The organism is Cyanothece sp. BG0011, from assembly GCF_003013815.1.
Classification (GTDB): domain Bacteria; phylum Cyanobacteriota; class Cyanobacteriia; order Cyanobacteriales; family Microcystaceae; genus Crocosphaera.
Genome location: NZ_PRLH01000152.1, coordinates 1 through 25,505, shown reverse-complemented (window position 1 = coordinate 25,505; position 25,505 = coordinate 1). Strand labels below are relative to the sequence as shown.

The following is a 25,505-nucleotide window of genomic DNA, read 5'->3' as shown; positions in this document are numbered from 1 at the left end:
TCAGAGACGGGGCTCAAAGAGAAGGCATTGCCTTATCTTTGGAGGATAAGCTTAAAATTGCTCGTCAATTGGATAAAATGGGGATTCCCTTCATTGAAGGCGGTTGGCCAGGGGCTAACCCGAAGGATGTGCAGTTTTTCTGGAAGTTACAAGAAGAACCCCTTACCCAAGCCGAAGTAGTCGCCTTTTGTTCGACCCGTCGTCCCCATAAAATAGCGGCCGAAGACCCCTTTTAAAAGCGATTTTAGCTGCCGGAACCCGATGGGTGACCATTTTTGGTAAATCTTGGGATCTCCACGTCACCGAAGGGCTAAAAACCAGCCTAGAAGAAAATTTAAACATGATCGCCGATACGATAGAATATCTCCGTAGTCAGGGACGGCGTGTCATTTATGATGCAGAACATTGGTTTGATGGCTATGTCAATAACCCAGACTATGCCCTAGAAACCCTGAAAACCGCCAAAGCAGCCGGGGCAGAATGGTTAGTTTTATGCGATACCAACGGGGGAACCCTACCCCACAATGTCAGTCGCATTGTTAAAGATGTGATAACTTCCTTAGAGATTCAACCCGATCAAGATAGTCCTCAATTAGGTATTCATACTCATAATGATTCTGGAACCGCCGTGGCCAACGGGTTAGCTGGAGTGGTCGAAGGGGTGAGAATGGTACAGGGAACCATCAACGGTTACGGGGAACGCTGCGGAAATGCGAACTTATGTACTTTAATCCCCAATTTACAGTTAAAAATGGGTTATCACTGTTTAGAAGAAAGCCAGTTGACCCAACTAACTAAAACGAGCCGTTTAATTAGCGAAATGGTTAATTTAGCCCCCGATGACCACGCGCCTTTTGTGGGACGTTCGGCCTTTGCCCATAAGGGAGGCATTCATGTGTCTGCGGTGCAGAAAAATCCTTTAACCTATGAACATATTAAACCAGAAAATATTGGCAATGAAAGGCGCATTGTTATCTCAGAAATGGCCGGGTTAAGTAATGTTTTATCCAAGGCCAAAACCTTTGGCATTGAGTTAAAAAAAGAAGATGCTGCCTGTCGTGAAATTTTGACAAGGATTAAAGAATTAGAACACGAAGGTTATCAATTTGAAGCAGCAGAAGCCAGCTTTGAACTATTAATGCGTCAAGCGTTAGGACAGACAAAAAGCTTCTTTGAACTACAAGGATTCCAAGTTCATTGTGATAGGTTATATGGGGAAGGAATGCCCTATAGTAATGCGTTAGCGACGATTAAAGTAACAGTGAATGGAGAAGATAGATTAGAGGTAGCCGAGGGTAACGGACCTGTTTCTGCCTTAGATAGTGCGTTACGGAAAGCTTTAGTTAATTTTTATCCTGAAATTGCCCAATTTCATCTCACGGATTATAAGGTTAGAATCCTCGATGGAGGTGCCGGAACTTCCGCTAATACTCGCGTTTTAATTGAGTCGAGCAATGGTCATGAACGGTGGACTACTGTAGGGGTTTCTCCTAATATTTTAGAAGCCTCTTATCAAGCCGTAGTAGAGGGAATTGAATACGGTTTATTGTTAAAATCAACTATGAAAAAACCAGTCAAATCCATGTCTTGAATATGTCGTTAACTCATTACTATATCTTTGAGTGTGGGGAAAAAAGATTAATTCATAACAAATTATGAAAATGTTGGAACCTAAATTAATCCCTCATATATCTTAAAGAGCTTTTTCTAGAAGACAAAAACCTGTACAATACTCGACATACCTATACAGAATGTCTAGGATGCACTATAGACCAAGTGAATTTGCCGATTTAGCAGGAGTTAGTGTCAAAACATTACAAAAGAGCTAATCATGTACGCAATTAAGAGAGAATTAAAGCTGAATAACAAAGAAAAGAGCTTTTTTGCTGGCTGTGCTGGCTTTTCTCGCTTTGTATACAATCATGGCTTATCTTTACTCAAATCCACCTGGGATATTCCCGAAATTTCTGGCAGTGACTCAAAACGGTTAGATGCTATCAAGAAAGTCTTTACAAACATTACTAAAAAGCAAACAGAATATTTATGGACAAATAAATATTCATCTCGCATTTATCAGAATGCTTTTAGGGACTTGAAAAAAGCATTTTCCCGTTGGAGAGAGCCTAAAATAAAAGCAGACTTACCTCGTTTTAAAAAGAAGAAAGATCACTGTAGTTTTACAGTAGATAGTTCTAACGGTAAGGTATTAGTCAAGGAGGGAAAAAAGATAAAAATTCCTACTTTGGGAACATTCAGATTAAAAGAGGCTATCCCTTATAACTGTGTTTCTCAAACCTTTACTATATCGAGGTCTGCAGGGAAATGGTATATAAGTTTTGCCGTTTCAGCTTGTAAAAGACCTGAGATGAAACACTGCCATAAAAAAGTAGGAATTGACTTAGGAATAAAAACTTTTGCCACTCTTAGTGACGGAAACACCTTGGAGGCTCCATCTTCCATCAAAAAAGCGAAAACCAAGCTAGGAAAGATACAATGGAGAAACAGAAATAAGGTACACAGCAACCGTCGTTCTGGAATCTCTGCATCTAAAAATGCGGTTAAATATTACCAGAAACTAAGAAAAAAGCATAAAAGAATAACCAACATTCGAGAAGATTTTCTGCAAAAAACCACCACATTATTGGCCAAAACTTATCAACATATTCTCATAGAAGATTTAAACATAAAAGGGATGATGGCTAACCACAAATTATCCAATGCCTTATCTAATTTAGGATTGTATCGTTTTCGAGAATTGTTGAGTTATAAACAAGAATGTTTTGGCTTTTTGTTAACCATAGTAGATAGGTGGTTCCCCAGTTCAAAAACTTGTTCAGTCTGCGGAAATATACAAGATATGCCCTTATTTGAAAGAGTTTATTATTGTCAAAATTGTGGCCAAGTTATGGACAGGGATCTCAACGCCTCAAAAAATATCGAAGGTTGGATCAAGAATGCCGATGGCTTATCGGTGAACGCCTGTGGACAAGAAGGAGCCGTCTCCCTTGGTTGAAGCAGGAATTGAACAACAAGCCTGTCCAGGTTTGTCTAGGTTTCATGAAGCAGTCAACACAAGAGTTGATAAGTTGATTTTATATATACTATTTAAAATCTGTTGTCAAGTTCTATTTACAACCTATAAGTAATTTGTTAGATTTAACAATAGAAAGATAAGAAAAACAAGGACAAACAAGATGTACACCAATCAACTCGATAACGGAATCCTCAACATTTACGCTACTGAACCCAAACCTTACTATGCTCAGTATCCAGCACCTTATCAACAGCGCAAATATTTAGTTCAAGGTGCGATCGCTACTTTGTTTGTTGCGGCCTTGATTTTAGTTTCTTTTACTATTAGTTAAAACTCCTTATTTAAATTTTTTCTCTAAACTTTTTCCCCCTATTAACCTCGGTCAATGACCGAGGTTATTATTATGAACAACAAAGATAAATAACTTTGTTTCAGAACAGAAGAATATTCCATAATCCAATGGCTAAAATCGAACTGCATAGATGCTGAACAATTAAAGAGTGAAAAGGTAATTTAGCAATTTTTTGAGTCAAAAATATTGACAAAATCACCCCAAAAATTAACAAGGTTCCTTGCAAAAAAGTAATAACAGCAGGATGAGCAACCATAACAGGAAGGCCTTGCCCAGAAAAGCCAAACGTCCCTAACGTAATGGGCAAAATTTGTCCAGCTTCTCCTAGGCCAAGGGGCAAATAATAAGCCAAATTGGCCGCTAAAACTAACGGTAAATAGCCGTAAGCTAATTCTTTAAATGGACGAAGTTTAACCGTTGATTGAAACTCTCCCAACAACCGCATGATTTGATGACAAACAAGAGGTAGTAAAGCGGGCAAACTTAATACTAGAATAGCAAGTCCTGAATGTATCCAAAATTGATTAAGATCCCAGGAAAACCCCAATTGAGCTTGTACTTGGGGCAAACGATGTAAAAACACCGCATCTAATAATAAAAGCAGCAAAGCCACCTCATAACTTCGAGGGACATGAGTGGTCCATAACTCAATGCCCGGTGGCCGTAAATTAAACTCCACAGAACGATGGGGACAGGCTTTCAAACAAGTCATACATAAAACGCAATCTCGATTATCCTCAAGTTGGGCAGGATGGGAATAGAGAGGACAACCATTGGTTTCTAACCCTTCCCCTTTTTGGGGGCCGCCTTTATAGCATTGATAAGTCGTGCATTGTGCAGAACAGGTTCCTTGCTGCCCTCGTAATTCTGTCATCGAGAGTTTGGCAAACATTCCATTCATACCACCAATGGGACATAAATAACGACACCAAAAACGACGTTCAAAAATCGTTGAGCAAATCATTGCTCCGGCCGTAATTAATAACAATAAACAAGAAGATAAATAAGCCGTATTTTTTAAATCCCAGAGTTCTTCCCATAACAAAATTAAGGCAAATAAACCCCATAAAAACCAACCGCCCCAAGTTTCAGCCTGGTGACGGGGCCATTTTTTAAGTTTTCTGGGAAATAACCACAAGGAAACTTTTTGAGTGACTTCCCCGTAAATCATAAACGGACAAACGGCACACCATAATCGACCCACAAAGGGAAACCCTATTAACACCAATGGCCACCACCAAGCCCAAAAGAGATTTAAGGCAAAGTTTTCTCCTCTTGTTTGCGGTCCAAGCCAGAGAATAAGATTGATGAGAGCAAAGGCTATCATCGTAAAACCATAATTAAGTCGGTCAGGATACCATTGAGAGCGAAAAAACTGGCGTAAGCGAGGATATCCTTTGAGAAGATTAAAGCGAAATTGTTGTTTTTTACTTTGTGAGGGCCAAATAATTTCTTCGGTGATTTCCGGATAGCCTTCTAACTGTATCAGGGCCCGTTCGATGAGATTTTCCAGTTCTCTGACATTGTTGGGGAAGTCGTAGGCTTGGAGTTTTCGGATAGCTTCGGGGGTAATGCTGACTTTAGGAATTCCCCTTCTGCGACACATTAAACTAATGTTGTATGTGGCTAAATCCTCAATGTCTCTTTTGCGAACTCGCAACGGGGGAACTTTAATAATATTCTCGATTAACCCATCGATGTTAGAGAGCTTTTTTTCAGAGATAATAATAATTCGACATCGACTGGTTTTGAGAGGGGAAGAAGTGTCTTGTTGGCGGCTCACGGGGTAATAAGTGCCATCTTTTAATAATTGAGCAATGGGTTGGAATAATTCAGGGGGAAGTTCTTGAAGATTATTGAGTATTATCGTTCCTTCTCCTAATGCTTCGAGTAAGCTCAATTTGCCCCCAACTCGTCCAAATAATTCAGCCCCACTGGTTTGTAATTGAGAACAGTTGACTTTAATGATCGGTTCTCGACGAAAAGGGGAACTAAAATGAAGTAAAGTGGCGAGATTGTCTTTTTGTAGCCCTGGTTCTCCAAAAATCAACACAGATTGACGATTATCTGAGGCGTTTTTAATCTGGGAACGTAATTTAACAGCGTAACGACTTTTTCCAATGACTCCCCGTTTCACTTTAGTGACTAAATAGGGGCGTAGAATACCCTGTCGTTCTTGCTGAAAACTCAATTGAGACGAGACTTCTTGAAGTTGTAGGGCGAGTTGTTGTGAGAAGGCTTGAGTGATTTCTGGATATTGTTTGAGTAATGACTTAAATTCTTGGGCATTTATGGACCATAATTCGCACTGACTCCAGGTCACTAATGTTCTCGAAACCGGTTGCTCTAAGATTAACTCTCTGAGATTAATTAATGTTCCTGTCAATAAACTAGCTTCTGGGGTTTCTTGACTTTGAATGTGTCCCGATTGAAAAATATAAAGTCTTTGAGGGGCAGTTCCCGCTTTAACTAACGTTTGTTCACCTTCAACTGTAATTAACTGCATCTGAAGGGCGATGGCTTCAAGTACCTCAGCACTTAATACAGTGAGGGGAGTCCGTTCTTTTAGCCAGGTGATTAGATCGGAAGTGGCCATTACTCAGTTGTCTCAATTTTGTTTTTATTGTAGACCTTTTTTCATCCATAAAAAAAGCAGCACTGACAACAGTGCTGCTCAAAAAGTTAGATCAGGTAAAAACCCTAGACTAGAGTCGCCATCTTAACCTCATTAGTGGTTAAGATTTGTTGCAGTTCATCAGAGTCAACGGTTTCTTTTTCCACTAACATATCTGCTAAGGTATCCAAGATATGACGGTTACTTTCTAGGACATCTTTAGCCCGCTTGTAAGCGGTGTCAACCAGTTGACGAACCTCTTCATCAATAGCAGAAGCGGTTTCATTGGAAAAGTCCCGATCAGAGGCAATATCACGACCTAAGAAGACATTTCCATTTTGTCGTCCTAAAGCCACAGGGCCTAAGCGATCGCTCATACCAAACCGTGTAATCATTTGACGGGCAACTCGGGCCACCTGTTGTAAGTCATTGGATGCGCCGGTGGTTACTTCTTCTTCACCGAAGATGATTTCTTCAGCCACACGGCCACCTAATGCCACAGCCATTTGATTTTGTAGGTAAGAGCGAGAATATAACCCGGACTCCATGCGATCTTCGCTAGGGGTGAACCAGGTTAACCCACCGGCACGGCCACGGGGAATAATGCTGATTTTTTGTACAGGATCGTAGTCAGGCATCAACGCACCCACTAAAGCGTGGCCCGCTTCATGGTAAGCCACTAACGTCTTGCGCTTCTCACTCATCACCCGATTTTTCTTCTCAGGACCAGCTAAAACGCGATCAATAGCGTCGTTGACCTCATCCATAGAAATTTCCGTTAAATTGCGACGAGCCGCTAAAATAGCAGCCTCATTCAACAAGTTAGAGAGGTCCGCACCGGTAAATCCAGGGGTACGACGGGCAATTTTATCGAGATCCACGTCTTTCGAGAGGGTTTTACCACGAGCATGAACTTTGAGAATTTCTTGACGGCCAGCGTAGTCAGGGCGATCAACCACCACTTGACGGTCAAAACGACCGGGACGTAATAAAGCCGCATCTAAAACATCGGGACGGTTAGTAGCCGCAATGATAATGATGCCGGTATTGCCTTCAAACCCGTCCATTTCCGTTAAGAGTTGGTTTAGGGTTTGTTCCCGTTCATCGTTACCACCGCCTAAACCGGCACCCCGTTGACGGCCCACTGCGTCGATCTCATCGATAAAGACGATACAAGGGGCGTTGGTTTTGGCTTGTTCAAAAAGGTCACGGACACGGGACGCACCCACACCGACGAACATTTCGACGAACTCAGAACCCGAAATGCTGAAGAAGGGAACACCGGCTTCTCCGGCCACTGCCCTTGCCAAAAGGGTTTTACCGGTTCCAGGAGGTCCAACTAATAGCACCCCTTTGGGAATTTTAGCCCCGATGGCAGTGAAGCGATCGGCGTTTTTGAGGAAGTCTACCACCTCAGTGAGTTCTAGTTTTGCTTGTTCGATGCCGGCTACATCGCCAAAGGTAACTTGGGTTTGAGGTTCCATTTGCACTCTGGCTTTGGATTTTCCAAAGTTCATGGCTTGGGAACCGGGTCCACTTTGGGCCCGTCGCAGTAAGAAGAATAACCCGACTAATAAGAGGATGGGAAGGGCTAGGCTGCTGAGAACTCGAAACCAGATGCCTTCGTCATTTTGGGGTTGAACGGCAATATCAACGCCGTTTTCAGACAAGATATTGATTAAGTCGGGATCGTTGGGTAAATTAACCAGTAAAGGTGCGCCCCCTTGGGGATTTGGTACTTTGGCTTGGGTGCGATCGGCACTGAGGGTGACTCGATCCACTTTTTTGCTCTCTACACGCTCAATAAACTGGCTATAGGTTAAATTTTCCCGACTTTGACTGTTGTTGTTATCTAGGAAGGCTGATGCTAAAGCTAATACGACAATCAATAGGAGTGCGTATAGTCCAGCATTGCGCCATTTTTTGTTATTTTTGTTCACGCTGTCGGCCTCTTCTTAATCTAAAGGTCAAGATAGGGTTAACTTAAATATATCAAGGTTAATGATCTAACCCGATGATAACGCCTGACGATGCAGGTTAAGTTGCTTCAAGAAAAACACTTGTTAACTTATGTTAACGTTTCTCAGGAACGATTGACTAGGCATTTCTTAATTCAATCATAATTTATTTGCCTCTATTCCCCTGTTTCACCGTCAGAATTATGATTCAGCGAAACGATACAATAACCAAGCTCCCATACCTAACCCCAGAAGATTCGGCAACCAGCCGGCTAAAACGGGGGAAATTAAGCCCATTAACCCCAAACTACCAATGAGAAAACCTAATAAATAATAACTAAAAATAATCACCACACTTAAGCCAAAACCGGTGGCTCGACTCATCTGTTGAGGGGTTGCCCCTAGGGCTGAACCCACCACTCCAAACACTACACAAATAAAGGGAAAGGCCAATTTTTGTTGAATCCTCACTTGAAACATTCGTAACTTTTTATCATCTCCCATCATCTTTAAAATTTTCATGTATTGCCTAGCCTGAATAATATTCATTTCATAGGGATCTCGTCCTTGTAAGGCAAATTCAAAGGCTGCTTTCGTTAAGGGTAACTGTCGGTGTTCAAAGGGATAAGCTTCTTTATAGGAGGCATCTGGAGATAATTGATAAATAGTCCCGTTGAAAAAATCCCAAGTTTCTTCCTGTCCATTCCATGTGGCTGAATCGGAAACCACAATCCGATTTAATCGTTCTTCTAACCATTCTAGAACCGTTAAGGTTTTCAGATGTTGACCATCGAATTGTTCAGCAAAAAATAAATGTTTTAACCGCTTTTCTTGTTCTCCATTGGGTAAGGTGACTTGTTCATAATCAGGATAAAAAATGTCTTTATTTTGCCAATAAGGATGATCTTCTTGTAAATACTCCACTAAAATAGCGGTAGCCCGATAATTGGCTGCAGGAACCACTAATTCACTGACTAAAAACGTCACCCCTGTCACCACTAAACTCATGACCACCGCAGGAATAATCAAACGATACAAACTCACGCCACAACTACGCAAAGCAATTAATTCACTATCGTTACTCAATCGTCCATAGGTTAATAAGGTGCTGAGCATCACAGAAATGGGCAAAGCATAGGCGGTAAACTCTGGCACTTTGAGCAGTAAAATTTCCGATGCTTGCATGAGGGGTAAATTAGAATCAACCACCTTATCGGCTAAATCTGATAAATAACCAATGGCTACCCCCAAAACAGAGACTAACCCCACAGAAAATAATAATGGGCCGATTAACTGTGAGGTGATATAACGATCCATCAGGGATAAAGACCAACTACCCCACTGTGTACCGTTTCGTCGATCTCTTGGAGACCGCAGAAAGCGACCTAAATATTTAATAACGTTCATGGGCATCGGTTTCTGGGGCATCTTTCATAAGGTTACTGACGGGTAAGGAAAGGATGAGTTGCCAAGGCAGTGGACTCAGCCTCGCCGTTGAAATTTTCCCCTTGGCTTGCGTTACAATTTGTAACAAGAATAACTCCTTATCGATTGTAATCATAATGGTAATGAAAACAGCGTTGATTACCGGCGCATCTTCGGGTATTGGACAAGCCTTTGCTGAAGAATTAGCCACTCGTCAAACTAATCTCATTTTAATTGCCCGTTCCCAGGATAAACTATATAGATTAGCTAAACATCTACAAGATAAGACCTCCATTAAGGTTGAGGTGATGGTACAGGATTTAACGGAACCCCAGGCAGGACAAAAGGTGTATGATTGGGTTCAAAATAAGGGCTTATCTGTAGATTTATTGATTAATAATGCTGGTTTTGGGGATTATGGTCCCTTTTGTGAACGAGACTTATCTCGACAGTTAGATATGATTCAACTCAATGTGAAGGTTTTGGTTGAATTGACCCATCTGTTTTTATCTCAGATGCAGCAACGGGGAGAAGGCAGTATCATTAATGTATCTTCTATTGCTGGATTTCAACCGTTACCTTATCTGTCTATTTACGCAGCAACGAAAGCCTTTGTTCTCAATTTTACTGAAGCGTTATGGGCAGAAAATAAAGATAAAGGTATCAAATGTTTAGCCTTATGTCCTGGTCCAACGGAGTCGGACTTCTTTGAATCGGCCAAATTTCCTCAGAGTTTTCAGAATAAAAATAACGGTAATTTAACCTCAGCAACGACTGTCGTAAAAGATGCCCTCAAAGCGTTAGAGAATAATCAATCTAATGTGGTGACCGGGGGAATGTTTAATAGTGTTATTGTCAATAGTACCCGTTTTTTACCGAGAGAATTTTTACTAAGTGCTGTAGAAAAACAATTTAGAGAATAATCAGTAACATTGTTGATTATGATTGAGGGAACGGTACAAACTTAACCTGGCTATTCAATGATGAGTGCTACGATTCCTTTTGTAATACCAATTAATCAAATTAGTTTAGAACCGGGTAGTCAAGTTACCATTACGGATATAAGCTGGCCAGAATTTGAAACCATGTTACAGCAATTGGGAGAAAATCATAGTGCCAGGTTAAGTTACAGTAAGGGTATTTTAGAAATTATGGTTCCCCTTCCTGAACATGAAAGAGCAAAGGAACTCATTTCAGATATTGTGAAAATCTTGTTAAAACTAACCAAGAGAAAATATGAACCCTTTGGCTCAACCACGTTCAAAAAAGAAGGAATTGCAGGAGTTGAACCCGATGCGTGTTTTTATATCAAAAATTATCAACGGATGATTAGTCGTCGTCGTTTACAACCTGATGATCCACCCCCCGACTTAGCCATTGAATGTGATCTGACCTCTAAAACCACACTCGAAGCTTATCAAACCATTAAAGTCCCCGAATTATGGATTTATGATAGTGGCAACCTCAAGATTTATCTGCTTCAAAACGACAAATACATTCACTCACAGATGAGTCCTACTTTCCCCAATATTAACTTAACTCAAATAATCCCGGATGCTGTGGAGCGATCGTGGCAAGTTGGCAGTTTTCAAACATTAGAAGAGTTAGAGAGTAATATGAAACAATTGTGATAGAATTATGATAAAATTATGATAGAAAGGAAACAACCTTTAAAATGATACCCATGTTCTCTTCACGGGGCATTGTTCTCATGGTCAGTGTCACGTTAGGGTTAGGATTAATTAGTTGTACTTCCGGTGAAGTCACTGAGCCTTCCACCCAAACAGACAACGGCCAAACCAGAGAGTTAGCTGCGGATAATCAGGGAAAAAAGAAAGTATTAACCACTTTTACCGTTCTAGCGGACATTGCTCAAAACGTAGCAGGGGATAAGTTAGACGTGCAGTCCATTACCCGTATTGGCGCAGAAATTCACGGTTATGAGCCGACCCCTAGTGATATTACCAAAGCACAAGACGCTGACCTCATTTTATACAATGGCATGAACCTAGAGCGTTGGTTTGAGCAGTTTTTGGGCAATGTCAAAGATGTTCCCTCGGTGCTTTTAACAGAAGGCATTGAACCCATTCCCATTGCAGAGGGTCCCTATGCCGATAAACCGAACCCCCATGCTTGGATGTCCCCTAGAAACGCTTTAGTTTATGTGGAGAATATTCGTCAAGCGTTTGTGGAACTCGACCCCGACAACGCCGAGACTTACAACGCCAATGCGGCGGCTTACAGTGAAAAGCTTAAAGCCATTGACGAAGAATTACAAAGGGATCTCGCTCAAGTTCCTGAAAATCAGCGATATTTAGTGAGTTGCGAGGGGGCATTTTCCTATTTAGCCCGTGACTATAATTTAAAAGAAATTTATATGTGGCCCATTAACGCTGAGCAACAATTTACCCCGAAACAGGTTAAAACGGTCATTGATAAGGTGAAAACTAATAATGTTCCCACCATTTTCTGTGAAAGTACCGTTAGCGACGAAGGACAAAAACAAGTAGCCAAAACCACCGGCTCACGGTTTGGAGGCAACCTTTATGTAGACTCCCTTTCCACCGAAGAGGGGCCTGTTCCCACCTTTTTAGACTTACTCGAATACGATGCTCGTGTTATCTCTAACGGCTTACTAGCCGGTAGTAAAACACAATAATTACCTGTTTAAGTGTAACTTCAGATAGGTTTAACCACCCATTTAGCTTTCTTAAGATAAGGAAAGAGACTGATGTTTCATAGCAAATCCACCCTTGAGATCCTTTTCTAGTCCACAGCACTACGTATTCTGACATCTTGCACCAGTACATAAAAACTAAATAATAGACTAGAGAGAATCAACTCTCAATGAGTTACAGGCAAAAATAAATACCATTGCCTATTCCCTATTCCCCATTCCCTCTCTAAACTAGCCAATTTAATCGAAGGTGCAAGATATGAGTATTAAGGTGTTTGAGAGTAACCAAGTTTGAAACTCAGTGATGGCTTACTTTTGCCTTTTGCGCAGCCCTATCGTGTCTCCTCCTCTTTGATACAACCCATTTTTAGTTAACCATGATGTCAACCACTTCCCCATCCCTCAATATTACTGTGGATAACCTGAGTGTTACCTACAATAACGCTAAACTGGCTCTTTACAATGCCAGTTGTACCGTAGAAGCCGGTTCGATTACCGCTTTAGTCGGTCCCAATGGTTGCGGTAAGTCCACCTTGTTTAAATCGATCATGGGGTTTTTATCTCCCTGTCAAGGCAGGGTTTTGGTCGGAGGCACTTCTGTTAAAAAAGCCCAGAAACGGCAGTGGATGGCTTATGTACCCCAAGCCGACGAAGTGGACTGGAACTTTCCGGTCAGTGTGTTTGATGTGGTGATGATGGGACGTTACGGTTATATGAATGTATTACGTATTCCCAGTGCTAAAGATAAAAGACGGGTCACCGAAAGCTTAGAACGAGTGGGCCTAAGTCAGTTTCGTCATCGTCAGATCGGGGAACTGTCAGGAGGACAGAAAAAACGGGCTTTTTTAGCCAGGGCGTTAGCTCAAGAGGGTAAAGTGATTTTACTGGATGAACCCTTTACAGGGGTGGATGTGAAGACAGAAAAAAGTATTATCGATCTGATGATTCAGTTGCGAGAAGAAGGTCATACGATTTTACTGTCGACCCATGATTTGATGTCTATTTCGACCTTTTGCGATCGCACGATTCTCCTTAACCGCACCATTTTAGCGTCGGGTACCACTGAGGAAACCTTTACAGAAGAAAATTTAGAAATGACCTTTGGTGGGTTACCTGTGACTAACTTCGGGGCAAACAAGGGGTAACGCTATGGGAAGTCATATTTTAAACTGGTTCATTGAACCCTTGCAATATGGGTTTTTGGTGCAAGCGATCTGGGTAAGTGCCTTTGTAGGCTTGGTTTGTGCGGTGCTTTCTTGCTACATTACTCTTAAAGGATGGTCTTTGATGGGAGATGCGATTTCCCATGCAGTGGTACCTGGGGTGGTAGTGGCTTATGCACTAGAGATTCCTTTTGCCATTGGGGCGTTTTTATTTGGCTTTGGGGCGACGGTTGCCATTGGCTATATTAAATCTAATACGCGACTCAAGGAAGACGCAGTTATTGGTATTGTCTTTACAGGGTTTTTTGCTTTTGGGTTAGTTCTCGTCACTAAAATTCCCAGTAATATTGATTTATTTCATATTCTTTTTGGTAATGTGTTGGGTATTTCTCCACAGGATATTATTCAAACGTTGATCGCAGGGATTATTACCTTAGTGGTTATCTTGTTACGGCGGAAAGATTTACTGCTGTTTTGTTTCGATCCTAACCATGCTAAAGCCATCGGTTTGAATACTCAGATTCTCTATTACACCTTGCTTTGTGTTTTGGCTTTAACCATTGTCGCTGCGTTGCAAACGGCCGGCATTATTTTGGTGATTTCTATGTTAGTCACCCCTGGGTCCATCGGCTATTTATTAAGCGATCGCTTTGATTATATGTTAGTGATTTCTGTGATCAGTAGTATTCTTTCTTGTGTGTTGGGAACTTATCTGAGCTATCATCTCGATGTTTCGACAGGAGGTAGTATTGTGGTGTTGCTGACGGTGTTTTTTATTGTTGCCATGATCTTTGCCCCTAAATACGGTATTTTGGTTCAACGGTTAAGGAACCCTACCCAACCCGGATTAAACGAGGAACACAATCAGATTTAGGCTACAGTAGGGCTGTACATTCTAGAATTAATTTTTGATTGATTAAAGCGTGAGGCTGTATTTCTAGGGCTTTTCGGAAAGCGACGATCGCTTTTTCGTAGTTTCCCAAGGCTAATAAACATAATCCTAAGCCATGGAACGCCCCAAAATGGTAGGGCATTAAGCGAATGACTTGTTCACAATCTTCTTTGGCTTGTTGATATTTTTCTTGAGAGAAATAAAGGACGGCCCGTCGATTCCAGGCTTCAGCAAAATCGGGGTAACATTTAAGGGTTTCTGTTAAGAGTTCTTCAGCTTTTTGCCAATTTCCTGTTTCGAGAAAAAACTGCGATCGCTTTAATAATTCCCGTCCAATTTCTCCTTTTTGTCCGAACCAGAGTTGCCAGAGTTCTGATGTAGCCCGTTGTCGGGCTACTTGATCGGTTTTTTTCAACTCTTGTAATAACTGGTCAATTTTTGAAGACTTCACAATAACAATTGAGGTATGATTGAGTCTTATCTGAGATCGTTGGGTTAGGCTACTTATAGGGTAGTATCCTTAGGATCGTCTGTTTTTACATCAGGAACGTAATCGGGTTTTTCTGCATTTTCCCAACCCGCAGGACGTTTTGAATTATACCAGGCGATGGAGCCAATGGTCACAGCAGCAATGAAACCGACAACATAGACGATAACAAAAGAGAGAGGGAAGTCTCCGGCGGTTGCTAATAATAAGTTCATTTTCTTCAATTTATTTTACTCTATTGTTTTTTATTTTACCAAACATTGTCATTTGATTCAAAATATAAGGACTAATTCGTTATTTTTCCTCAATTTGACAGATAACTAATAAGTTGTTTTTTCCTCAATTTGACAGAGATTTAACCGATTCATCAAGACGGTCAACCATCCTGTAAACCCCCATAACTGCATTCCTAACATGGGTAAATGACCTTGAGACGCCCAAAGATTAAAATTAAGTTCTTTATAAGAGAGCCAATTATTATGTTGTCTCCAACCCACTTTATCTCCAAAGTCACGCCAAATTTTTGCGTTGTATTCTGGTTGACCTCCTAAACTTTGATAGAGTTTTTTTTGTACGGAAAACCCAAACCGTCCATTACTTCCTTCATACCAAAGTTGATTAATAATTTCTAATTCATGACAAGGTAATTGTTCGACATGATGTTGATCTATCCATCCTTGTTTTTGTCGATTGGTTAATTTTAAGATAATGGTTGCAGTTTCTTGATCGGCTTCTTTTAACTTTCCTAAAATTAAGAGTTCCTGTAATTTCTGATAATTAATTCCTGCGTCTGAAATAGAAGCGATTTTAGAAATATTTTGGGCGGTTTTTGTTTCTTGTTTCGATTGAGTGATGGGTTCAATTTTCTTCGCTTTTAAACAAGCATTAGATTTTATATTGGTAGATAACTGTTCTTTTCTAGCAGGATTAAGAATGACTTGTCTAGAGTGTCTTAAATTACGTTTTCGGGGCTGACTAATTTGTTGGTTTGTGAGCATTTTTAACCATTCTTGAATGGATTGAGGCCGTTTTTCTGCCCTTAATTCCATGCCTTGAAGGATGGCACTATTAACAGTATCACTAATATTAAAATTGTGCTGTTTTGGCGGAATAAGGGTCGCTCCTTGTTGACGAAAAGGGGCAGGAAAAGGTAATTGTAAGGTCAGAATATAGTATAAAGTGGCGGCTAAAGCATACACATCTGTATACGCGCCTCGTTTAGCTGTCAATTCGTATTGTTCTAAAGGGGCAAAAGATTCTGTGCGAGAATTGGTGTGAGTTTGGATTTTATCTTGTACAAATTCTCTGGCTAAACCGAAGTCAATTAAAATAGCTTGCATATCCTTTTTACGCAGCATAATATTACCGGGTTTAACGTCTCTATGAATAAATCCTTGTTCATGAATATAAGTTAAAGCTGAGCCAATTTGTTGAATATAATTTAGGGCTTCTTCTTCAGAGATGCCATTTTTATAGTTAACGTATTGTCTGAGGGTTCCCCCTGAAATATAATCCATTACCATACACCAAAGTTGGTTTTCTTGGCAGACATTATGAACTTTAATAACATGATTATGATTACATTTTGCTAAACAAAAGGCTTCTTGTATAAACCGTTCTTGATGTTTATTAAAATCAGGTTGATTTTGAATGATAGCATTAAGGGTTTTTATAGCAACTGGATGTCCTTGAGGATATTCTTTGGCAAGATAGGTAATCCCTGATCCTCCATATCCTAAAACTTTATTAATTTCATAGCGACCACTTTGTAATCTTGTTCCTGTTTTCCAATTACTCATAATAATTTTTAGTAAGATCAGTAGATCAGATCAATTTTTAGATAAAATGCTGTAAAAAATGGTTTGAGGTTCAACGATGGATAATTTAACCCTTGATAACCATCATTTCCACATAGGAAAATGGGTTAATCATTATAGTTAGTATTCCCAAACTTTTTCTAAAATCTTCACTGACAATCTAAGAGTTTATATCTTTAACCTTCTAGATTGGGTGTAATTACTGATACTGACATCTTGCACGCTTTACCAATAAACGACTAAATTTGTACAACTCCTGGATTACCCCAAAACCAATTACCAGGAGATTGGGGATTTTCACTATAAAAAAATTCATTGAGTAATGTTTTTAATTCATCTTTTGTCAAATATCCATCTTGATTTAAGTCTAAATGTAAAAAAGCTTGATGAGCTTCTTCGGCATCAATTTCATAAACTTGATAAAATTTTTGAAATTCCTCTAGACTCACTTGTTCATCTTGAGAAAAATCCATGATCTGGATGCTGATATTGATAAAAGCTCGTTTAATATAAGATGCTTCAAAACGATCTAGCATTTGTTCTAAATACCATAACCATTCAGCTTCTGTAATTTTTCCATCCCCATTTCTATCGGCCCAAACTTGTAAGCGATCGCAAAAACCCATCAAAAAAAAATTAAGTTCTTCGTATTCAGATGTTCCCCATTTCCATTGTCTAATCTCAGTAATTTTCTGGATAACTTGCTCAAAATCCTTCCGAGTTAAGACTCCGTCATAATTACGATCTAAAATCTGAAATAAATGTCTAAATTTTTCTTCTCTAATGGGGTTCAACATGATAAGTCCATATCCTCTAGATTGATGCTGCGCGAATTCTATGATAAAGAATGGCTTCTAACAAACCTGGGGTTAATCCCCATTAAAAAGTGCTTTTATTGTCGGAGTTTCCAGTCATAATTTTTACAAGTCTGCTCCATATTTTTGAAATTAATAATTAAAAGCTAAGTTAACCTTTTCAAAGAGAACGTAAATCAGCTTAATCAACAGACCAATATAGAAAATTATAAAACTAATAAAGCTAGAAAAGTAGCCAAAAAAAATAATATCCGTAAGGGTACAATCCGAGAAAAATATTTTTAGTTGAATTTTTAAATAGAATCTAATCAGTTGATAAATAAAAACCCACTTTTTAACGCCAACGGTTGCTTTTTGGTAATCAAATTCATCTCTAATTAAATTTAGAATAAGCGACCAGTAAAGGGTGGCTGCTGCTTGTCCAGCAAAGAAAAAAATCAAGGTAAGTAAAATGGTTACCCAAGTGCTATCATATTTTCCCATTAAGGCAACTGATAAAGCCGTTAATGCCATAGAAATAATGATAGTTACGGGTTCGGGTCGATAGTTACTGCTCATAGTATGGCAGGAATTTGATATTTCATAGCTCTATCTTTTTTGAGTTCATTAATGTTTTAATAACGGTTACGTCTTAATGAGACGAATTTCTCCCGTATCTAAACTAGCGTAAGCTCCCACAATTTTTAATTTGTTTTCTGCTTGCAGTTGAGCAATAATTGGGGATTGATTGAGTTGATCAACTTGATATAAAACATTAGCTTGGGTGGCTTGTTTAATGGCTTCGATGTCGTTTTCTTCTCCTAGATAATTATCAATAGCAGGTTTAATATTGTCCAAAATAACACCGATACTGCCTGGAACTTCTGCTTGTTTCATGGTAGAAATGACCGCACCACAATCTTGATGTCCAATCACCATTAACACTTTTGCCCCTAACACTAAGGTCCCAAATTCTAGACTAGCGATCGCACTTTCAGTGGCCACATTCCCTGCATCTCGAACCACGAATATATCACCAATTCCTCGATCAAAGAGAATTTCAATGGGAATTCTCGAATCAGCACAACTCAAAACCGCAGCGAAGGGGGTTTGTCCTTCAACCACTTCGGGCAGACGAATGGTGGTTTGATTGGGATTTTTCTGTTTATTTTGCACAAATCGCTGATTTCCTGCCATCAGTTGGGCTAAAGCTTGCTCAGGGGTCAAATCACTTTGGGCTGTGGCTGGCTGGTTAGTCCCATTGCTTCCCAAAACAGTGGCTAATAGACTGGTGCCAAGAAAACCGCCACCGTATTGAATAAGGCTGCGCCGAGAGAAATGAGGTTGGGCTGAAGGATGATTCATCGGTTGATTAAAATAATTAAACTTCTAGGCTGAAATGTTCTTTGAGTTTGGCTTCTTGTTCATTGGATAAGTTGGACTGAATGAGTTCAGCTTTAATATTGCCGAGGGCTTCTTCTACCTTGTCTAGGGTGACATCTTGGGTTAATAAAAATAGGGCTGAAGTGCCTTCTGTCACTTTGTTTCTGACATCTTTGATAAAATCATCATTGATGCCATAGTCCCGGAGAGAACCCCCTAAGGCTCCCATACCTGCCCCGAAAGCAATACCGAAAATGGGGCAGAAAAAGAGTAATCCAAACAGTAAACCCCAAAACGCTCCATCTAAGGCACCTAAACCCACTAAATTGATCGCTTGTTTGGTTTTGGGTTTCTTTTTCCCTTCGGCCCAGGAAACGGTGGCGGCATCTCTAATCTCAATAATATGTTCTTTTTGCAAGGGAACGAGTTTATTTAAGGCTTCTTGCGCTCCATTGGGCGTATCAAATTTCCAGACTGTCAGTGCTGTCATCTTTTTTTGTCTAAATCAAATAATTTTCACTTATTATATAAGTTTTTTTAGATTCTGAGGTTAAGAAAAATTTATTTTTGATTCATTGGGGTTTCTGGTGTATAAGATGGGTAAAACACCCACCTTATTAATACGAATCAATCTTATAATAGTCGAGGTAGTATTAATCCCACTGCCAATAGTAGACCACTCAAAAAGTGAAGTCTAACGGCAATAAATTTACAATTGCTAACTTGATCAGGTTGACCATGATTTTGGTTCACATGACTCACTAATTGATAGGCAATGGGAATACTTCCCCCTACGAGAAGGGTCCAAAAAGAAAAGATCCCAACTAAAGAGAAGAGAACAATTAAAGCAAAAAATAAAACCGTGCTGACCATTAAAACTTGAGATCCTAACTGGGTTCCCATGCGAATAATAGGGGATTTTTTCCCGGCGGCTAAATCATCTTCAACTTGATGAAAATGGGAACAAAAAAGAATAATTGAGGTACTAATTCCGATCAGGGTTCCAGGGGCTAAACTTAATAAAGAAAACTGTTGAGTTTGGGAATAATAAGCAGCAGCGATCGCCAGAGGACCAAAGGTGAAAAAGCAAATAATTTCTCCTAACCCTTGATAACCAAAACGAAAGGGAGGCCCTTGATAACTATAGCCCAAAGCACAACAAAGTAGTATAATAGCTAAGACGGTGATATCTTTTTGCCACCAAGCGATTGCTAAAATCCCTAAAATTCCTAAGCCAAGAAAACCATTAGCTAACCCAAACATTAAGGGCTTATTTCCTGTCAAATTAACAACCGAATGGGCTTTATTTTTATCAATTCCTGTGTCAGCATCAAACACATCATTGCTAATATTTAACCAAGCAATAATCAAAATAGCTGAGGTTAGGAAAGTCCCAAAAATTTTGGGGTAAAATAGTCCGGTTTCCCCAAAGGCGGCCGCCGTTCCTACCGTAATGGGTATAATAGCGACGGTGTACATGGGGGGTTTAATAGCAGCCAGCCATAATTTGGCTTTTGACGGGGGTAAACTCTGGTTTGTGGTGGGTGTTGTCGTCATAAATTATCTGGTTAGGAAGAATCTCTATGATATGATCCTCAAAAGAGGCGCAATCAACGGTATGGATAACATTAAAGACATACCATCAATATCGGGCCAAAGTGAAACAAATTATAAATAACTTTACGATGTCTGTTGCTACACCAATCATTCCTGAGACGACGAATATCGGGTATGATCAACATCGTCTTGAACAAATACTACTGACTCAGAAAGCTACTTTAAATCCCAAAAAACAGTCAGTTATTGTGAGTTTATCCCAGAGGGTTCATGACATTGATCCCTTATCAATTTTAGCACTTTTGACCCGTGAAAAAGTCAATCATTTTTCTCAAGATGAAATTTATTTTTACTGGGAACATCAAGGGAAAACTGAAGCTATTTTAGGTTATGGGGTGACGGAATCTTGTCAACTCAATACAGGCGATCGCTTTACAAAGTCACAAGAATTCGTCAATCATTGTTTTCAGAAAATAGTCAAGATTGGTCACAATAATTTATCAAATTCCTTTCCTCATATTTTTTGTGGATTCACCTTTTTTTCTGAAAGTAAGCCCCTAGAATTTCCTTTTTCTTCAGCTTTTTGTTTTTTGCCTAAACTACAAATTATCAAACAAAAAAGAAATAGATTATTGATTTTCAATCTTTTAATCAACTCAAAAACAAATATAGAAAAATTAGCCTATCAAACTATCACTAATGTTAAATTAATTTCTCAGGTGAAACCTGAACAAGCAATAACTCAACCCGAAAAACAATCGATTCAACTTAATCCTAAGTATGAAATGATACAAGGGTTTGAATCATCCGTTGCCTCAGCTTTAAAGTCAATTGAAGCGAAACAGTTTCAAAAATTAGTGTTGGCCAATGCTTTAGATTTAACCAGTCCTGAAAACTTTTCAATTATTAACTGTTTACAACATTTACGATATTATCATCCTGATTGTTATATTTTTGCTGTTAATAATGGTAAAAATAATTGCTTTGTTGGGGCGAGTCCTGAACGATTAATTAGCTTAAAAAATAATCAATTATTAACGGATGCTTTAGCCGGTTCTACCTCTAGAGGAAAGACACAACTAGAAGATTATTATTTAGCCCAGAAACTTCTAAAAAGTAGTAAAGAAAGACGAGAACATCAGGTGGTTATTGAATTTATTGTACAACGTTTAATCCAGTTAGGATTAATCCCCCAGATTTCACCGTTAAAAGTTTTAAAATTATCCAATATTCAACACCTATGGACTCCCATTTATACGCAATTAAACCCTAATATTCATCCCTTAGAAATTGTCGCTAAGTTACATCCGACCCCTGCTGTATCTGGGTTTCCCACAGCAGTTACTTGTCAAGAAATCAAACGCTACGAAACCTTTGAAAGAGGGTTTTATGCTGCCCCTTTAGGTTGGATCGATTATGATCATAATAGTGAGTTTATTGTGGGTATTCGTTCGGCTTTAATCTCTGGAAATCGTGCTAGACTATACGCGGGGGCAGGCATTGTGGAAGGATCGCAACCAGAAAAAGAGTTAGCAGAAATCAAGCTAAAATTTCAAGGGTTACTTAAAGCCTTATCTTATTGCTGATCAGGGATTATCATAACCTAGGGGCCAATGTTATATTATGCTTAACACTAGCGTCACAATATAACTGTTTATAACCTATGTTAATCGATAGAAATCTCTCTAAATATATTGTCTTCTCCGAAGATAGTATTCTTAACGCCTTAAAAAAGATTAGTGATAATAAAAGTCGCATCATCTTCTCTGTCACCGAGTCAGGTGTCTTAGAAGGTGTGTTAACAGATGGTGACTTTCGACGGTGGTTAGTCGAACAAAATACCATCGATCTCAATCAAGGGGTTTCTAATGTTAGTAATAAACAGTTTAAATACGCTTCATTTGACGAAGATCCCGAAAAAATTAATAGTTATTTTTCTGAAGAAATCGAATTCATTCCCCTATTAGATGATAACGATCATTTAGTAGCGATCGCCCGTCAACGTCCCGATGAAATTAAAATTGGTGACTTCATTATTAACGATGAATCTCCTACCTTTATTATTGCAGAAATTGGTAACAATCATAACGGTAATTTAGGGTTAGCCAAACAGTTAATTGATGAGGCCATCGCAGCGGGGGCAAACTGTGCTAAATTTCAACTAAGAAGCCTGAAATCGCTTTATCATAATGCTGGAAATGCCGACGATGCGAGTGAAGATTTAGGGTCCCAATATACCTTAGATTTATTATCCCGTTTCCAACTTTCCGACGAAGAAATGTTAGAAGCGTTTGATTATTGTAAAGAAAAAGGTATTTTACCCCTGTGTACCCCTTGGGATCTCAACAGTTTAGAAATTCTCGAAAATTATGGCATGGTTGCCTATAAAGTTGCTTCGGCTGATTTCACCAATCATCAATTATTAAAAGCCTTAGTTAAGACAGGAAAACCTATCATCTGTTCGACAGGAATGTCCACCGAAGCAGAAATCAGTCAATCGGTTCAACTCTTACAAAAACTAGGGGCAATGTATGTCTTACTCCATTGTAATTCCACCTATCCGGCCCCCTTTAAAGATGTCAATTTAAACTATATTACAAGGTTAAAAGAATTAGGAGATTGTCCCGTTGGCTATTCCGGCCATGAACGGGGAATTAATGTGGCGATCGCTGCTGTTTCTAAGGGTGCAAAAGTTATCGAAAAACACTTTACCTTAGATAAAACAATGGAAGGAAATGACCATAAAGTAAGCCTCTTACCCCAAGAATTTAAGGCCATGGTTGAAGGCATTAGACAAGTGGAAGAAGCCCTCGGAACCGCATCAGAAAGGCGGTTAAGCCAAGGGGAATTAATGAACCGAGAAACCCTGGCCAAGAGTTTAATTATTAATTGTAATTTAGAACCAGGAGACGTAATAACCGAAGCCATGATCGAGATCAAAAGTCCAGGAAAAGGCTTGCAACCGAACCGTAAAAAAGAACTCATTGGTCAGACAGCAAAACGACGTTTTAAAGTCGGAGATTTTTTCTTTCCCAGTGATTTAGAACAAGCCCAAATTACCGCTAAAACCTATCAATTTGATCGCCCTTGGGGGTTACCCGTTCGTTATCATGATTTTACGAAATTGTTGCCAAAATCTAACCCTGATTTATTAGAATTTCACTTTAGTTATAAAGATTTAGAACAAAATATTGATAAGTATTTTGAGCAATCTTATGATCTCGATTATGTGGTTCATAGTCCCGAATTATTTGCCGGAGATCATGTCTTAGATTTATGTTCAATGGACGAAGATTATCGTCAGCATTCCATCCAGGAATTACAGCGAGTTATTGATATTACCCGACAACTGAAACCCTACTTTAAAAAAGCATCACGGCCTTTAATTGTGACTAACGTGGGTGGGTTTACTTTAGACGAACCTTTACCCATGACCCAACGTCAAAAATACTATGATTTACTATTAGATAGTTTATCAAAATTAGATCAAGACGGGGTTGAAATTATCCCCCAAACGATGCCCCCTTTTCCTTGGCATTTTGGGGGACAAAGATATCATAATCTTTTTGTTGATCCTCAAGACATTGCTCAATTTTGTGCTAATAATAACTATCGAGTTTGTTTAGATACCTCTCACTCCAAGTTAGCTTGTAATCATCATAATTTATCCTTTAAAGAATTTATTGAACAAGTCGGCCCTTATACGGCACATTTACACATAGCAGATGCCCAAGGATTAGACGGAGAAGGATTACAAATTGAACAGGGAGATATTGATTTTCCGGCCTTAGCAGAAGACTTAAAGAAAACTGCCCCGAATGCTTCTTTTATTCCTGAAATTTGGCAAGGCCATAAAAACGAAGGAGAAGGATTTTGGATAGCATTAGAACGCTTAGAAACCTTCTTTTAACAGTGATCAGTTATCGGTGAACAGTGATCAGTTGTCAGTGACTGATCACTAAAAAAACGGCTGATTAATCATTAAAAATGAATTGAAAAATGACCTTTTTTACTTCAGATGATCGATTAAAATTAATTGTTAACCAAGTCTTAGAATCCACTTGGGAAGCCTTTCCAGAATTAAGCCCTGATCAATGTGCTTTAACTTTGTTAGTGTATGATAAGCCTGTGGTTATTGAGACAGAAGAAATCATCTTTCCGATTGATTTTTGGCAACATCCCATTAACGGTTTTTCTTATCGAGGAGATGAAACCATTTATCCGGCTAGTGTGGTAAAATTGTTTTATTTAGTGACAATTTATCAATGGTTAGAAAAAGGAAAAATTGAACCCTCAACCGAATTAGAGCGCGCCATTACAGATATGATAGTAGACTCTAGTAATGATGCCACTAGCTTAGTGGTGGATATGCTAACTAATACCACTAGCGGACCCGAATTACCCCCCGATGAACTGCGACAATGGCAACATAAACGTAACGAAATTAACCGCTACTTTCAGGGGTTTGGTTGGGAAGAATTCAAAAATATTAATCTTAATCAAAAAACTTGGTGTGACGGTTATTATGGCAGAGAAAAGCAATTTGTTGGAAAAAACGGAGAAAATAAAAATCGTTTAACCACTAATGCGGTGGCCAGATTATTTCATAACATTGTGGCAGAAAGGGTCATTTCCCCACAGCGATCGCAACAAATGATGAAATTATTAAAAAGAACCCTACCGCCAGAATTGAACGACACCTTAGAAGAAAACCAAATTACAGGATTTTTAGGGGAAAGTTTAACCCCTAACGCTCAACTCTGGTCAAAAGCAGGATGGACCAGTCAAGTGCGCCATGATGCAGCCTACGTTGAGATCCCCAACAACCCCCCTTCCTGTTAGTGGTGTTTACTGAAGGTAGAAAAAACAGTCAAAATAAGGCAATTTTACCGTTTATTTCCCAAAAAGTGAGCAAGCTGTTAAATCCCTGACTAGAGCTAACCTAAATTCTCTTGTGCTTCTTTGGCCACTTGTTCAACAGAATCGTTGGTTAAGGTTTTAAGGGCTTCTGTGGCTTGTTCTCCCCCTAATTTACCCAATGCTTGAGCTAGTCGATAACGAACTTGCCAATCTTGATCTTGTACTAACTTAATTAACAAAGGAAACCCCCTCTTGGTTGCCTAACTCCCCTAAGGCACTCACCGCAGAGAGTCGGACTAACCCATTATCCGATTGTAAGCCCGCTTCTAACAACTCAATGGCTTTGGGTTCTCCTAATTCTCCCAAGGTAGCCATGATACTTAACTGTAATAACCAATCTGAGGTTTGATGATACAGTTCCTTGAGATCCTCATAACCTTCCCTTAGTTGTAGTCCCCCCAATAACATCAGCGGCCGCTGCTTTGACATCGG

21 protein-coding genes and 3 pseudogenes are annotated in these 25,505 nt (G+C 39.5%); 11 read left to right on the top strand and 13 right to left on the bottom strand.

What is annotated here, in order from left to right; translation table 11 throughout:
• The 3 genes and pseudogenes from cimA to psb34 all read left to right on the top strand — a co-directional run.
• Window positions 1–1,591: pseudogene (cimA, locus tag C4E06_RS20080) on the top strand (citramalate synthase); the annotation flags it as partial.
• Between the two features lie 240 nt (window positions 1,592–1,831).
• A complete protein-coding gene (locus tag C4E06_RS20070) occupies window positions 1,832–3,013 on the top strand; it encodes an RNA-guided endonuclease TnpB family protein (RefSeq protein ID WP_107668235.1) in 1,182 nt (393 codons plus the stop codon).
• A 181-nt stretch (window positions 3,014–3,194) separates the two neighbouring features.
• Window positions 3,195–3,365: a photosystem II assembly protein Psb34 gene (psb34, locus tag C4E06_RS20065; RefSeq protein ID WP_107670127.1), complete on the top strand. Its 171-nt coding sequence runs from the start codon at window positions 3,195–3,197 to the stop codon at window positions 3,363–3,365.
• Window positions 3,366–3,465: 100 nt separating this feature from the next.
• Here the strand turns inward: psb34 and C4E06_RS20060 are convergent, their stop codons facing one another.
• From C4E06_RS20060 to C4E06_RS27400, 4 genes are all read right to left on the bottom strand, one after another.
• Window positions 3,466–5,982, bottom strand: coding sequence for a sigma 54-interacting transcriptional regulator (locus C4E06_RS20060; RefSeq protein WP_107670125.1), 2,517 nt, complete (start codon window positions 5,980–5,982; stop codon window positions 3,466–3,468).
• Between the two features lie 104 nt (window positions 5,983–6,086).
• Window positions 6,087–7,940 carry an ATP-dependent zinc metalloprotease FtsH3 gene (gene ftsH3, locus C4E06_RS20055; RefSeq protein ID WP_107670124.1) on the bottom strand — a complete coding sequence of 618 codons (1,854 nt, stop codon included), beginning with the start codon at window positions 7,938–7,940 and terminating at the stop codon, window positions 6,087–6,089.
• A 219-nt stretch (window positions 7,941–8,159) separates the two neighbouring features.
• A complete protein-coding gene (locus tag C4E06_RS20050; RefSeq protein WP_232826316.1) occupies window positions 8,160–9,371 on the bottom strand; it encodes an LptF/LptG family permease in 1,212 nt (403 codons plus the stop codon).
• Complete coding sequence (locus C4E06_RS27400; RefSeq protein ID WP_198648862.1) at window positions 9,352–9,519, bottom strand: hypothetical protein; 168 nt, start codon at window positions 9,517–9,519, stop codon at window positions 9,352–9,354. The genes C4E06_RS20050 and C4E06_RS27400 overlap by 20 nt, the downstream gene beginning before the upstream one ends.
• 1 nt (window position 9,520) lies before the next feature.
• On the opposite strand from C4E06_RS27400, the gene C4E06_RS20045 reads away from it, so the two are divergent.
• The 5 genes from C4E06_RS20045 (at window position 9,521) to C4E06_RS20025 (ending at window position 14,097) form a co-directional block, all read left to right on the top strand.
• A complete protein-coding gene (locus C4E06_RS20045; protein WP_107670120.1) occupies window positions 9,521–10,306 on the top strand; it encodes an SDR family oxidoreductase in 786 nt (261 codons plus the stop codon).
• A 60-nt stretch (window positions 10,307–10,366) separates the two neighbouring features.
• Window positions 10,367–11,014 carry a Uma2 family endonuclease gene (locus tag C4E06_RS20040; RefSeq protein WP_107670119.1) on the top strand — a complete coding sequence of 216 codons (648 nt, stop codon included), beginning with the start codon at window positions 10,367–10,369 and terminating at the stop codon, window positions 11,012–11,014.
• 44 nt (window positions 11,015–11,058) lie between these two features.
• Window positions 11,059–12,042 (top strand): metal ABC transporter substrate-binding protein, encoded by a 984-nt coding sequence (locus C4E06_RS20035; RefSeq protein ID WP_107670117.1) that lies wholly within the window; start codon window positions 11,059–11,061, stop codon window positions 12,040–12,042.
• A 398-nt stretch (window positions 12,043–12,440) separates the two neighbouring features.
• Window positions 12,441–13,205, top strand: coding sequence for a metal ABC transporter ATP-binding protein (locus C4E06_RS20030; protein WP_198648863.1), 765 nt, complete (start codon window positions 12,441–12,443; stop codon window positions 13,203–13,205).
• A 4-nt stretch (window positions 13,206–13,209) separates the two neighbouring features.
• Window positions 13,210–14,097 carry a metal ABC transporter permease gene (locus tag C4E06_RS20025; RefSeq protein WP_107670114.1) on the top strand — a complete coding sequence of 296 codons (888 nt, stop codon included), beginning with the start codon at window positions 13,210–13,212 and terminating at the stop codon, window positions 14,095–14,097.
• A 1-nt stretch (window position 14,098) separates the two neighbouring features.
• Here C4E06_RS20025 and C4E06_RS20020 read toward each other — a convergent pair whose 3' ends face one another.
• From C4E06_RS20020 to menA, 8 genes are all read right to left on the bottom strand, one after another.
• A complete protein-coding gene (locus C4E06_RS20020) occupies window positions 14,099–14,566 on the bottom strand; it encodes a tetratricopeptide repeat protein (RefSeq protein WP_107670112.1) in 468 nt (155 codons plus the stop codon).
• Window positions 14,567–14,619: 53 nt separating this feature from the next.
• Window positions 14,620–14,817, bottom strand: a complete 198-nt coding sequence (psb35, locus tag C4E06_RS20015) for a photosystem II assembly protein Psb35 (protein WP_107670110.1) — start codon at window positions 14,815–14,817, stop codon at window positions 14,620–14,622.
• A gap of 105 nt (window positions 14,818–14,922) precedes the next feature.
• Window positions 14,923–16,401: a serine/threonine-protein kinase gene (locus C4E06_RS20010; RefSeq protein ID WP_107670108.1), complete on the bottom strand. Its 1,479-nt coding sequence runs from the start codon at window positions 16,399–16,401 to the stop codon at window positions 14,923–14,925.
• A gap of 257 nt (window positions 16,402–16,658) precedes the next feature.
• Window positions 16,659–17,216 carry an EF-hand domain-containing protein gene (locus tag C4E06_RS20005; RefSeq protein WP_107670106.1) on the bottom strand — a complete coding sequence of 186 codons (558 nt, stop codon included), beginning with the start codon at window positions 17,214–17,216 and terminating at the stop codon, window positions 16,659–16,661.
• Between the two features lie 150 nt (window positions 17,217–17,366).
• The gene (locus C4E06_RS20000) at window positions 17,367–17,792 is read right to left on the bottom strand and encodes a hypothetical protein (protein WP_107670104.1); all 426 of its coding nucleotides are present in this window, start codon (window positions 17,790–17,792) and stop codon (window positions 17,367–17,369) included.
• A 66-nt stretch (window positions 17,793–17,858) separates the two neighbouring features.
• Complete coding sequence (locus tag C4E06_RS19995; protein WP_107670102.1) at window positions 17,859–18,578, bottom strand: carbonic anhydrase; 720 nt, start codon at window positions 18,576–18,578, stop codon at window positions 17,859–17,861.
• A gap of 16 nt (window positions 18,579–18,594) precedes the next feature.
• A complete protein-coding gene (locus C4E06_RS19990) occupies window positions 18,595–19,086 on the bottom strand; it encodes a DUF1269 domain-containing protein (RefSeq protein ID WP_107670101.1) in 492 nt (163 codons plus the stop codon).
• A 143-nt stretch (window positions 19,087–19,229) separates the two neighbouring features.
• Entirely contained in the window at window positions 19,230–20,153 is a 924-nt protein-coding gene (gene menA, locus C4E06_RS19985) for a 2-carboxy-1,4-naphthoquinone phytyltransferase (protein WP_107670099.1), read from the bottom strand.
• A 128-nt stretch (window positions 20,154–20,281) separates the two neighbouring features.
• Between menA and C4E06_RS19980 the strand changes: the two genes are divergently transcribed.
• The 3 genes and pseudogenes from C4E06_RS19980 (at window position 20,282) to C4E06_RS19970 (ending at window position 25,084) form a co-directional block, all read left to right on the top strand.
• On the top strand, window positions 20,282–21,739 hold the full coding sequence (locus C4E06_RS19980; RefSeq protein ID WP_107670097.1) for an isochorismate synthase MenF: 1,458 nt from the start codon (window positions 20,282–20,284) through the stop codon (window positions 21,737–21,739).
• Window positions 21,740–21,816: 77 nt separating this feature from the next.
• Window positions 21,817–24,063 carry an N-acetylneuraminate synthase family protein gene (locus C4E06_RS19975; protein WP_107670096.1) on the top strand — a complete coding sequence of 749 codons (2,247 nt, stop codon included), beginning with the start codon at window positions 21,817–21,819 and terminating at the stop codon, window positions 24,061–24,063.
• Window positions 24,064–24,152: 89 nt separating this feature from the next.
• Window positions 24,153–25,084, top strand: a pseudogene (locus C4E06_RS19970) (serine hydrolase).
• A gap of 6 nt (window positions 25,085–25,090) precedes the next feature.
• On the opposite strand, the pseudogene C4E06_RS29675 reads toward C4E06_RS19970, so the two are convergent.
• Window positions 25,091–25,505: pseudogene (locus C4E06_RS29675) on the bottom strand (HEAT repeat domain-containing protein); the annotation flags it as partial.

Coding starts and splice junctions, on each gene's coding strand:
- C4E06_RS20070 (WP_107668235.1), top strand. CDS start 1,832: ATGTACGCAATTAAGAGAGAATTAAAGCTGAATAACAAAGAAAAGAGC.
- psb34 (WP_107670127.1), top strand. CDS start 3,195: ATGTACACCAATCAACTCGATAACGGAATCCTCAACATTTACGCTACT.
- C4E06_RS20060 (WP_107670125.1), bottom strand. CDS start 5,982: ATGGCCACTTCCGATCTAATCACCTGGCTAAAAGAACGGACTCCCCTC.
- C4E06_RS20050 (WP_232826316.1), bottom strand. CDS start 9,371: ATGCCCATGAACGTTATTAAATATTTAGGTCGCTTTCTGCGGTCTCCA.
- C4E06_RS27400 (WP_198648862.1), bottom strand. CDS start 9,519: ATGATTACAATCGATAAGGAGTTATTCTTGTTACAAATTGTAACGCAA.
- C4E06_RS20045 (WP_107670120.1), top strand. CDS start 9,521: ATGGTAATGAAAACAGCGTTGATTACCGGCGCATCTTCGGGTATTGGA.
- C4E06_RS20040 (WP_107670119.1), top strand. CDS start 10,367: ATGAGTGCTACGATTCCTTTTGTAATACCAATTAATCAAATTAGTTTA.
- C4E06_RS20035 (WP_107670117.1), top strand. CDS start 11,059: ATGATACCCATGTTCTCTTCACGGGGCATTGTTCTCATGGTCAGTGTC.
- C4E06_RS20030 (WP_198648863.1), top strand. CDS start 12,441: ATGTCAACCACTTCCCCATCCCTCAATATTACTGTGGATAACCTGAGT.
- C4E06_RS20025 (WP_107670114.1), top strand. CDS start 13,210: ATGGGAAGTCATATTTTAAACTGGTTCATTGAACCCTTGCAATATGGG.
- psb35 (WP_107670110.1), bottom strand. CDS start 14,817: ATGAACTTATTATTAGCAACCGCCGGAGACTTCCCTCTCTCTTTTGTT.
- C4E06_RS20010 (WP_107670108.1), bottom strand. CDS start 16,401: ATGAGTAATTGGAAAACAGGAACAAGATTACAAAGTGGTCGCTATGAA.
- C4E06_RS20005 (WP_107670106.1), bottom strand. CDS start 17,216: ATGTTGAACCCCATTAGAGAAGAAAAATTTAGACATTTATTTCAGATT.
- C4E06_RS20000 (WP_107670104.1), bottom strand. CDS start 17,792: ATGAGCAGTAACTATCGACCCGAACCCGTAACTATCATTATTTCTATG.
- C4E06_RS19995 (WP_107670102.1), bottom strand. CDS start 18,578: ATGAATCATCCTTCAGCCCAACCTCATTTCTCTCGGCGCAGCCTTATT.
- C4E06_RS19990 (WP_107670101.1), bottom strand. CDS start 19,086: ATGACAGCACTGACAGTCTGGAAATTTGATACGCCCAATGGAGCGCAA.
- menA (WP_107670099.1), bottom strand. CDS start 20,153: ATGACGACAACACCCACCACAAACCAGAGTTTACCCCCGTCAAAAGCC.
- C4E06_RS19980 (WP_107670097.1), top strand. CDS start 20,282: ATGTCTGTTGCTACACCAATCATTCCTGAGACGACGAATATCGGGTAT.
- C4E06_RS19975 (WP_107670096.1), top strand. CDS start 21,817: ATGTTAATCGATAGAAATCTCTCTAAATATATTGTCTTCTCCGAAGAT.